We start from the raw sequence: 9,232 nt of genomic DNA on the forward strand, positions 1-9,232 counted from the left end.
GAAACGGGCACTACCTGGATAGGACACCGCCGCGGGACGGGCGGCTACACGCTCATCCAGCTCGCCATGTTCATCGCGGGTGTCGCGACGTTCGCGCAGCTCTACGCGCCGCAGGCCGTGCTGCCGCAAATCGCCGACGGCTTCGGCGTCAGCACGGCCGAGTCGGCGCTCATGATCTCAGCGGGCACGCTCGGGCTCGCCCTCGCAGTGGTGCCATGGTCGCTCGTCGCCGACCGCATCGGGCGCAAGCGGGCCATGTCGATCGCGATCGTCGCGGCGACGCTGCTTGCGTTCGTCACGCTCGCGATGCCGAACTTCGAGCTCGCGATCATCGTGCGCTTCTTCGAGGGCTGCGCGCTCGGCGGCGTCCCCGCCGTCGCGATGGCGTACCTCAATGAAGAAGTCCATAAGAAGGATGCGGCCGCCGCGGTCGGCACGTTCATCGCCGGCAACACGATCGGCGGCCTCTCAGGGCGCATCATCTCAGGCCCGCTCGCCGAAGCGACCGGCTCGTGGCAGTTCGGCGTGCTCGCGGTCGCGATTCTCTCGGCCATCGCATCCGTGCTCTTCATTCTGCTCGCGCCGCGGCCGAGCGGCTTCCAACCGCTGAGCCAGATCAGCATCGGCGAATCGGTCGCGACCACGCTGCGCAACGCCTGGCGCCACCTGCACGACCCGGTGCTCGTCTCGCTCTACGTGCAGCCGTTCCTGCTCATGGGCGGCTTCGTCGCCATCTACAACTACCTCGGCTTCCACCTCAGCGCGCCGCCGTTCCTGCTGCCGGTGTGGGTGTCGTCGATGGTGTTCCTCGCCTACCTCGCGGGCTCGGTGTCGTCGCCGTTCGCGGGGCGCATCGCGGGGCGGCACGGCCGCAAGCTCGTCATGATCGTGTGCGACCTCGTGGCCATCGCGTCGCTGCTGCTCATGCTCATCCCGAACCTCTGGGCGATCATCGTCGGCCTCGTGCTCANGACCGCCGCGTTCTTCGGCTCGCACTCGACCGCATCCGGCTGGGCCGGCGCGTGGCCGACCGAGGGCCGCGCGCAGTCGACCGCGCTCTACAACTTGCTCTACTACGTCGGCTCGAGCGTGTTCGGCTACGTCGGCGGTGTCTTCTACCAGCACTGGGGCTGGAATGCGCTCGTCTACCTCGTCGCGGGGCTGTTCGGCTCGGGGATGCTCGTGGGCATCCTCGTGCTGCCGCGCAAGCCGCGCGCCGCGCGTTCCTAGGGCTCGACCGGTCGCAGGCTCGCCGCCGCGGCGGCGAACAGGGCGTCGGTCACCCGCTCGAGCGTGGCCGTGCCGAGCGACCAGCTGTGCCAGAACAGCGGCACGTCGATGTGGCGGTCGTCGATCGGTTCGACACCGTTGACGAGCTGCAGCTCGGGCACCATGCCCCAACCGAAGCCGTGCGCGACCGCCCGCACGAACTCGCCCGAGCCGGGCACGCGGTGCCGCGGCGGCGCAGCATCCGGAGCCACGATGGCGAGCAGATCGCGCTGCAGCGAGTCCGACTCGTCGTACTCAATGAGGGGCGCGGCAGCGAACCCCGGCCGGCCCTCGCCGAACCAGCGCGCCCGAAACTCGGGCGTTGCGACCGGCAGGTAGCGCATCGCGCCGAGCGGCCGCACGCCGCAGCCCTGCACGGTCTCGCGATCGGAACTGATCGCCGCCACGACCGTGCCGTTGCGCAGGAGCTCGGTGGTGCGGGTCTGGTCGTCGCGCTGGAACTCGAACAGGATCTCGCCGGCGAGCGGCGCGAGCGCGGGCAGCACCCAGGTGATGAGCGAGTCGGAGTTCACCGCGATGGGCAGCGTCGCCGTGGCGTCGTCGCGCAGCACCTGCTCAGCCTCGCCCGCGAGCACCTCGAGCTGTCGCGCGAGCCGCAGCAGGGCCGCGCCGTGCTCGGTCGCCCGCACCGGGCGGGCGCGCACGACGAGCACGCGCCCGACGTCACGCTCGAGCGCACGAATGCGCTGGCTCACCGCCGACGCGGTGACGTGGAGCGCGTCGGCGGCCGCGTCGAAGGAGCCGTGGTCGACGACGGCAACGAGGGCACGAAGGCGGGCGAGATCGAGTTCCATAAGCTTTGCTTAATCTACTGAAGAAAGTTGATTATGACTTAGCCATGGCCGTTTTTACCCTGGAATGCGTGATCTACTCCCCTGGCGCCGCGCTCGCCGGCCTCGGCTTCGGCCTCTCGCTCATCATCGCCATCGGCGCCCAGAACGCCTTCGTGCTGCGCCAGGGCATCCGCCGCGAGCACGTCTTCGCGATCGCCCTGTTCTGCGCGGTCTCGGATGCGGCGCTCATCTCGCTCGGCATCTTCGGCCTCGGCGGGCTCATCGCGCTCGCGCCGTGGCTCATCGCGGTGATGCGCTGGGCCGGCGTCGTGTTCCTCGTGTTCTACGGCGCATTCGCGCTCCGCCGAGCGTTTCGTACCGAGTCGCTCGAGCCCGAGGCAGATGGGGAGGCTCGCGCGCCGCTCGGGGCGACGATGCTCGCGATCGCGGCGATCACCTGGCTCAACCCGCACGTCTACCTCGACACCGTGATGCTCATGGGCTCGGTCGCGAACTCGTATCACGAGGCCCGCTGGAGCTTCGGCGCGGGCGCCGTCCTCGGCAGCTTCGCGTGGTTCTTCGGGATCGGCTACGGCGCGCGCTGGCTGCGCCCGATCTTCCGCAAACCCCGCGCCTGGCGCATCCTCGACATCGTGATCGCGCTGACGATGTTCGCGATCGCCGCGTCACTCGCGCTGGGAGCGTAGCCGCCTCCTCCCCCGCGCACATGTGGTTGAGGATGGGCAGCGCCCCGTGGTGAACACCAGCATGACGTGCACGACGACGAACAGCACAAAGGAGAGCATGGCGTGGAAGTGCACGGCGCGGGCGACCTCGACCTGGCAGGTCCTGTTGCATCGCTTCCCCTTCGCGCGCCCACAGGCCCGCGAAGAATCACTGTTGACTGAATCCACTTCGCTCGACGCGCGAGACAAGACCAACCCGAACTATGAGCTTCCGCTGCGTCGGCGATGGCGGTCAGTAGCCTCGCGCCTTCGGCGAAGCTGGTGATGCGGTAGCGCGCGTGGCTTCGACCGCGAAGCTCTCGCCCGCCACTCACCCATGAACAGGGAGCGCGATGAGCTGAGACTTGAAGATCGAGAGAATTTCAGAGAAATTCTCTAATGCGGACACGGAGGGATTTGAACCCTCGGTCCCCCTATTGAGGGACTCCACCTTAGCAGGGTGGTGCACTCGGCCTGACTATGCGACGTGTCCAGACTGACCAAGACTACACGATGTCGGCGGCCTGGAAAATCGGCCGCCAACATCGCCTAGAACAGGGTCTCGGTGTTCGAGCAGGTCTCCTGATCAGCGGTCTGGCCGTCGAAATCGACGCTCGGCGCCGGCTCGGTGGTGGGTCCAACCGTGCTGTCCGTCGTTGCGTCCGGGCTGGCGGTGCTCGTGGCATCGCCGGTGTCGCCGCTATCGGTGCTGTCGGCACCAGCCGAGTCGGTGCCGCCGGAGTCGCCCGTGCCGGTCGTCGCGTCGGGGCTCGCGCTCTGAATCAACGGTTGATCATCACGCAACAGCTGCCACATGACATCCGCATCGGCGGTTGGTTCGACCCGCCCAGGCGAGTAGACGGAGTCGGCCACCGGCAATCTCACGAACGCCATCGCATCATTCGGCACTTGCGCGAGGGCCGAGGCCAGGCTCACGAGCGTGTCGATGTTGTTCATATTGCTCGACAGCGTCATGTTCTGCGTCGCCGCTCGAGCGATGCCGTAGAGCTTCGTGGGGTTCGTCAGCGTCTCGTTGCTCTTCACGGTGCGGAACAGCGACGAGAGGAACACCTGCTGGTTCGTGATGCGCGCGAGGTCGGAACCGTCGCCCACGCCGTGGCGGGTGCGGAGGAACTTCAGCGCCTCCTCACCCTTGAGCGAGTGGGTGCCGGCGTCAAGACTGAGGCCAACGTAGGTGTCCTCGATCGGCTGCTCGACGCAGACGTCGACACCGCCGACCGCATTCGACATCTCGATGACGCCGCGGAAGGTGATCATTGCGGCGTACTGAATGTCGAGGCCGCTCATCTCCTCGACCGTCGCGACGATGCAGCCCATGCCGCCTTCGTCGAGAATCGAGTTCATCATGACGCCGTAGCGCTCGGACACCTGCTCGCCGTCGTCGTTCGTGCACGTCGGCGTATCGACGAGGGTGTCACGCGGAATCGACACGACCGAGGCGTGCGAGTGGTCCTCCGAGAGGTGGAAGATCATGTTCACGTCGTTGAGCGTGCCGTCGGCGTCGGGCGAGCCCTCGCCGAACTCCTCGCCCTGGCCGACTCGCGTGTCGCTGCCGACGAGCAGGATGTTCACGCCACCCTCGAACGTGTCGATGCTCGGGTCGGAGTTGTCTTCGAGCTCAAACGTGCTGACGTTGCCGAGCAGGTTCCAGTAGACGATCGTGCCGAAGGTGATGAGCGACACGAGCAGCACGGCGACAACCATGCCGACGCCCTTGCCCACGGTGCCCCACGTGCTGGTCACGGCGAGTCGCCCGTGCCGCGCCTGTGTGCCGCTCGGGGCGGCGGCGCGGGGGGAAGTGTGGTTTGCCAAGCACGGACTCCAGAGAGGGGGACAACGGATGCGCGGAGGGCGTGGGATTCGAACCCACGGGACATTGCTGCCCACTGGTTTTCAAGACCAGCTCCTTAGGCCGCTCGGACAGCCCTCCAAACCGACAACAATTCGATAACGAATCAGTCGGGCTGCGACATATCGTAGCCGACCTTCGCGAGGGCAAGTGCAAGACCGTCGTGATAAAAGTCCGTCGTCAGGTCACTCGCGGCGTCAATCACCTGTTGCGGCGCGTTTCCCATGGCGAAACTCCGCCCGCCAATTTCCTTCGCCCACTCGAGCATCTGGATGTCGTTGAAGCCGTCGCCAGCGACGACGACGTTGCTCCCGGAGATGCCGAGGTTCGTGCGCACCTTCTCGAGCGCGGTCGCCTTGTTCACGCCCTCGGGCGCGATGTCGAGCCACGCCGACCAGCCCACCGAGTAGGTCACCTGGTGCAGGCCCGAACCCTTGACCTCGGCAACGAATTCCTCGACCGAGTGGTCCGGCGAGACCACGACGAGCCGCGTCACGGGCTGCCCGAGCAGGTCCTCAAACTTCACCTCGGTGCCCTGCGCCTCGAAGCTGCCATCAGGGAACTGCCCCGAGTAGCGATAGACGCCATCCGGCCCCTCGACCGCGAAGCGCGCATTGCGCAGCACGGGCCGCAGGCGGATGAGCGCATCCGTCGGGTCGAATGTCTCGACCCACGTAGCCGAGTAGTCGCTGTTCGCCGGGGCCGAGACGCCCTCGGCGCGCTCGAGCACCATTGCCCCGTTCGCCGCGACGAGGTAACGCGAGTCGAGCGAAAGGCGTTCGCGCACCGGCAGCATGTCGGCCGCTGACCGCCCCGTGGCGAGCATCACCTCGTGGCCCTCGGCGCGCAGCCGCTTGACCTGCTGTCGGGTTGCGTCGGGAATCTCGCCGTCGACATCGAGGATCGTGCCGTCGATGTCGAGGGCAATCAGCAGCTGCTCGGTCATGCGATCGGCTCCAGCACCTCGAGGCCGCCGAGGTACGGGCGCAGCGCCTCGGGCACGAGCACCGAACCGTCGGCGCGCTGGTGAGTCTCGAGAATCGCGACGAGCCAGCGAGTGGTGGCGATCGTGCCGTTCAGCGTCGCGACCGGCTGGGTCTTGCCGTCGTCGCCGCGGGTGCGGATGCCGAGGCGTCGCGTCTGGTACGTGGTGCAGTTCGACGTCGACGTGAGCTCGCGGTACGCGTCCTGCGTCGGCACCCAGGCCTCAACGTCGTACTTGCGCGCGGCCGAAGAGCCGAGGTCGCCGGCCGCGGTGTCGATGACGCGGTAGTGCAGGCCGAGGGCCTGCATCATCTCTTCCTGCCAGCCGAGTATGCGCAGGTGTTCGGCCTGCGCATCCTCGGGGGTCGTGTAGACGAACATCTCGACCTTGTTGAACTGGTGCACGCGGATGATGCCGCGGGTGTCCTTGCCCGCCGAGCCGGCCTCCCGGCGGTAGCAAGTCGACCAACCGACGTAGCGCAGGGGCTCAGCGACGTCGATGATCTCGTCGGCGTGGTAGCCCGCGAGCGCGACCTCGCTCGTGCCGGTGAGGTAGAGATCGTCGGCCGGCAGGTAGTAGATCTCGTCGGCGTGCTCGCCGAGGAAGCCGGTGCCGCGCATGATCTCGGGCTTCACAAGGGTGGGCGGCGTCAGCATGATGAAGCCGTTTTCGATCGCCTTGTTGAGGCCGAGTTGCATTACAGCGAGTTCGAGCCGCGCGCCGATGCCACGCAGGTAGTCGAAGCGGGCACCCGATACCTTTGCGCCTCGCTGCATGTCGATCGCGCCGAGCAGCTCACCAATCTCGAGGTGGTCGCGCGGGGCGAAGTCGAACTCGGGCTTCACGCCCTCGGTGCGTAGCACGATGTAGTCGTCCTCGCCGCCGGCGGGCACCTCGTCGAGCACGATGTTCTCGATCTTGCCCACCGCATCCGCGAACGCAGTCTCGGCCTCGTTGGCACTCGCCTGCGCGTCCTTGACCTGCGCTGCGAGCTCCTGCACGGCGGCGAGCAGCGCGGGGCGCTCCTCCTTCGATGCCTTGCCGATTTCCTTCGAGCGCGCGTTCTGTTCGGCGCGCAGCGACTCGTAGCGCTGGAGGGCCTCGCGTCGCGACGAGTCCGCCGCGATCGCCTCGTCAACGGTGGCCGGGTCGTTGCCGCGGGCCGCTTGCGAACGCTTGACTACGTCGGGGGACTCTCTCAGGAGCTGAACATCGATCACCCTGCCATGCTATCGACCTCGGGAAACTGATGCCGAGCGGCGACGATTGCCGCCTAGCATTAGTGCCATGACAGCGAAGCGTGCCGCGATTGTCGCGAACCCCGTGAAGATCGATATGGCGCAGTTGCGACGCCTGCTCCCCGCGATGGAGCGCGCACACGGCTATGCCGACACGCTCATCCTCGAGACGACGGCCGACTCCCCCGGCACCGAGCAGACGCTCGAGGCGATCGATGCCGGCGTCGACGTCGTCATCGCCGCGGGCGGCGACGGCACCGTGCGCCTCGTCGCCGCCGCGCTCGCGCACTCAGATGTGCCGATCGGCATCATCCCCGCCGGCACCGGCAACCTGCTCGCGCGCAACCTCGGCCTCGTCGACCGGTTCAACCGTATCTTCGACCTCGAGGATGCGCNTCGAGGTCGCGTTCGGCAACTGCGAGCGCCGCATCGACCTCGGTGAGGTCGACGTCGAGCGCCCCGACGGCGAGCACGAGCGCTTCCGCTTCGGCATCATCGCGGGCGTCGGCATCGACGCGGGCATGATCGAGCACACCGACGAAGAGCTCAAGGCGAAGATCGGCTGGCTCGCCTACTGCGGCGGCATCGCGCGCTGGCTGATCGGCTCGGGCGCGTTCAGCGCGCGCTTTAAGATCGCCGGCGGACGCACGTGGGGCACGCGCGCCTCGAGCATCATGATCGGCAACTCGGGCAGCTTGCCCGGCGGCCTTAACCTGCTGCCCGACGCCGACATCGACGACGGTCTCATCGACATGGTGATCATGCGTCCGCGCGGCCCGCTCGGCTGGTCGATGGTCGCGGCCGGGGTGATCGCCCGCAACCTACCGAGGGTGAAGCTGCCAGCGCATGGCGCGGTCAACTACTTCCAGGGCGAGGAGATTCTGCTGCGCCTCGACGGCGGCCCGCAGAACTTCGAGCTCGACGGCGACACCGAGGGTGAGGTCATTGCACTGCGCGCCCACACGCTCGAGGGCGCGCTCGTCGCCCGCGTGCCGGTCACGCGGTAGCGACCGGGTCGCGTTCGCGGACGGCCCGCCTTTCAGTACGGCCGCGCCATGCGGGGCGTCACTTGTGGCGCGCTCAGCGACAACTGGCCACCTCACAATCGCGCCACTCATCGCTCACCGCGCCACTCGCAACCCACGGGCGCAAGCCGAGGCAAGGTGCGAATGCGCGCATCCACGCCCCCGAGTTATCCACAGCCCAGAGTTGTCCACAGTTTGGGCGCCGCTCTCGGGCATGACGAAACGCTGCACGCTGTACTGCCGGTCATGAGACTCGAGTTCACTACCACCGATAGCTATGACGCCGCCGCGCGCGGGGCGCACATCCGTCGCCAGCACCGCAGCGGCCACGCCATCAAGGTCGGCCTTGGGGGCTACCTGCTCCTCGATGAATCTGAACTTGAGAACACCGTTGACCCGCTCGCGATCGCGGCGGCGCGCGCGATCGCGGTCGGCCGGGCGAATCCATCGAGTGTCGTCAGCGGCGAGGCCGCCGCTGTGCTCCACGACTTGCCACTACTGGAGAAGCACCTCGAACATCCGGTGCTCCTCACCCGGGCCTGGCACGGGCGCGCGAACGCCTGGCACCGAGTGCGCCGCGCCCCGTTGCGCGACGATGAGGTGGTCGAGCAGTTCGGCGTCCGGTGCACCAGCGTCGCGCGCACGATCACTGACCTCGCGGGTCGCGTCTCCCCGCCGCAACTGCTCGCGCTCGTTGATGCGGCCACCCGGCGCGATCCCGGCTTCACACTCGATCCGCGCGTACCGCAGCATCGACATCGTCTCGTTTGGGTCGCGGCCCACGCCTCGGGGCGCTCAGAGAGCATTGGCGAGTCGATCAGCCGCGGGCTGTTGCTTGCGCGCGGCGTCGAATTTCCGCACGTGCAGGCGACGATCACGAACGAGCAGGGGAAGTTCATCGCGCGAGTCGACTTCGCGCATCCGGCCGGCGTCATCGGCGAGTTCGACGGCAAGGTGAAGTACGGCGCTCTCGTTCCCGTTGGGAAGACTGCTGCAGATGTCGTGATGGAAGAAAAGCGGCGCGAAAATAAGCTCCGTGCGCTCGGATGGACGATCGTGCGGTGGGACTGGTCGCTGCTGCACCAGCCCGACGAGCTGACGCGCCAAGTACGCGAGGCGATCGAGCGCGCATCCGCACTGCCGGCGCCCCGTGGGGGCGTGCACCAGCGGGCGGTCAGCCCCGACCAACCTCGCGATTGGGAGACGCTACTCGGGCTGAACGCATCGGCCCCGGCCGCGTTCTGAGCCAGTCGCGCGACCAGCGACCAGCGGCGCTGTCGACGGCAAGAGGCGCTGACAGGAGCACGCCACTTGTACGCCAACGCG

9 protein-coding genes and 2 tRNA genes are annotated in these 9,232 nt (G+C 67.6%); 5 read left to right on the top strand and 6 right to left on the bottom strand.

The features are described from left to right. Positions 1-66: 66 nt before the first annotated feature. Positions 67-1,230, top strand: coding sequence for an MFS transporter (locus tag ID132_RS10695; protein WP_235988499.1), 1,164 nt, complete (start codon positions 67-69; stop codon positions 1,228-1,230). On the opposite strand, the gene ID132_RS10700 is transcribed toward ID132_RS10695, so the two are convergent. Continuing rightward, the gene (locus ID132_RS10700; protein ID WP_193128585.1) at positions 1,227-2,084 is read right to left on the bottom strand and encodes a LysR family transcriptional regulator ArgP; all 858 of its coding nucleotides are present in this window, start codon (positions 2,082-2,084) and stop codon (positions 1,227-1,229) included. The genes ID132_RS10695 and ID132_RS10700 overlap by 4 nt on opposite strands. A 68-nt stretch (positions 2,085-2,152) precedes the next feature. Between ID132_RS10700 and ID132_RS10705 the strand changes: the two genes are divergently transcribed. Further along, positions 2,153-2,770: a LysE/ArgO family amino acid transporter gene (locus ID132_RS10705; protein ID WP_328744250.1), complete on the top strand. Its 618-nt coding sequence runs from the start codon at positions 2,153-2,155 to the stop codon at positions 2,768-2,770. 420 nt (positions 2,771-3,190) lie between these two features. Here the strand turns inward: ID132_RS10705 and ID132_RS10710 are convergent. The 5 genes from ID132_RS10710 to serS all read right to left on the bottom strand — a co-directional run bounded on the left by ID132_RS10710 (position 3,191) and on the right by serS (position 6,863). Beyond that, positions 3,191-3,281, bottom strand: a tRNA-Ser gene (locus ID132_RS10710). Between the two features lie 56 nt (positions 3,282-3,337). Next, entirely contained in the window at positions 3,338-4,621 is a 1,284-nt protein-coding gene (locus ID132_RS10715; protein WP_125106708.1) for an LCP family protein, read from the bottom strand. A 33-nt stretch (positions 4,622-4,654) separates the two neighbouring features. Continuing rightward, a tRNA-Ser gene (locus ID132_RS10720) sits at positions 4,655-4,739 on the bottom strand. 25 nt (positions 4,740-4,764) lie between these two features. Next, complete coding sequence (locus tag ID132_RS10725; protein ID WP_193128587.1) at positions 4,765-5,604, bottom strand: Cof-type HAD-IIB family hydrolase; 840 nt, start codon at positions 5,602-5,604, stop codon at positions 4,765-4,767. Beyond that, positions 5,601-6,863, bottom strand: a complete 1,263-nt coding sequence (gene serS, locus ID132_RS10730) for a serine--tRNA ligase (protein WP_193128588.1) — start codon at positions 6,861-6,863, stop codon at positions 5,601-5,603. The genes ID132_RS10725 and serS overlap by 4 nt, the downstream gene beginning before the upstream one ends. Positions 6,864-7,008: 145 nt before the next feature. Between serS and ID132_RS10735 the strand changes: the two genes are divergently transcribed. The 3 genes from ID132_RS10735 to ID132_RS10745 all read left to right on the top strand — a co-directional run bounded on the left by ID132_RS10735 (position 7,009) and on the right by ID132_RS10745 (position 9,151). After that, complete coding sequence (locus ID132_RS10735) at positions 7,009-7,323, top strand: diacylglycerol/lipid kinase family protein (protein ID WP_459562481.1); 315 nt, start codon at positions 7,009-7,011, stop codon at positions 7,321-7,323. Next, a complete protein-coding gene (locus ID132_RS14055; RefSeq protein WP_193128590.1) occupies positions 7,271-7,888 on the top strand; it encodes a diacylglycerol/lipid kinase family protein in 618 nt (205 codons plus the stop codon). The genes ID132_RS10735 and ID132_RS14055 overlap by 53 nt, the downstream gene beginning before the upstream one ends. 264 nt (positions 7,889-8,152) lie before the next feature. Then, positions 8,153-9,151: a PDDEXK family nuclease gene (locus tag ID132_RS10745; RefSeq protein ID WP_125106704.1), complete on the top strand. Its 999-nt coding sequence runs from the start codon at positions 8,153-8,155 to the stop codon at positions 9,149-9,151. Positions 9,152-9,232: the final 81 nt, after the last annotated feature.

The organism is Gulosibacter sediminis (genome assembly GCF_014904065.1).
Classification (GTDB): domain Bacteria; phylum Actinomycetota; class Actinomycetes; order Actinomycetales; family Microbacteriaceae; genus Gulosibacter; species Gulosibacter sediminis.

What these genes read in the sequence shown, in the direction of transcription:
- ID132_RS10700 (WP_193128585.1), bottom strand. Translation starts at nt 2,084, where the DNA reads ATGGAACTCGATCTCGCCCGCCTTCGTGCCCTCGTTGCCGTCGTCGAC.
- ID132_RS10725 (WP_193128587.1), bottom strand. Translation starts at nt 5,604, where the DNA reads ATGACCGAGCAGCTGCTGATTGCCCTCGACATCGACGGCACGATCCTC.
- ID132_RS10745 (WP_125106704.1), top strand. Translation starts at nt 8,153, where the DNA reads ATGAGACTCGAGTTCACTACCACCGATAGCTATGACGCCGCCGCGCGC.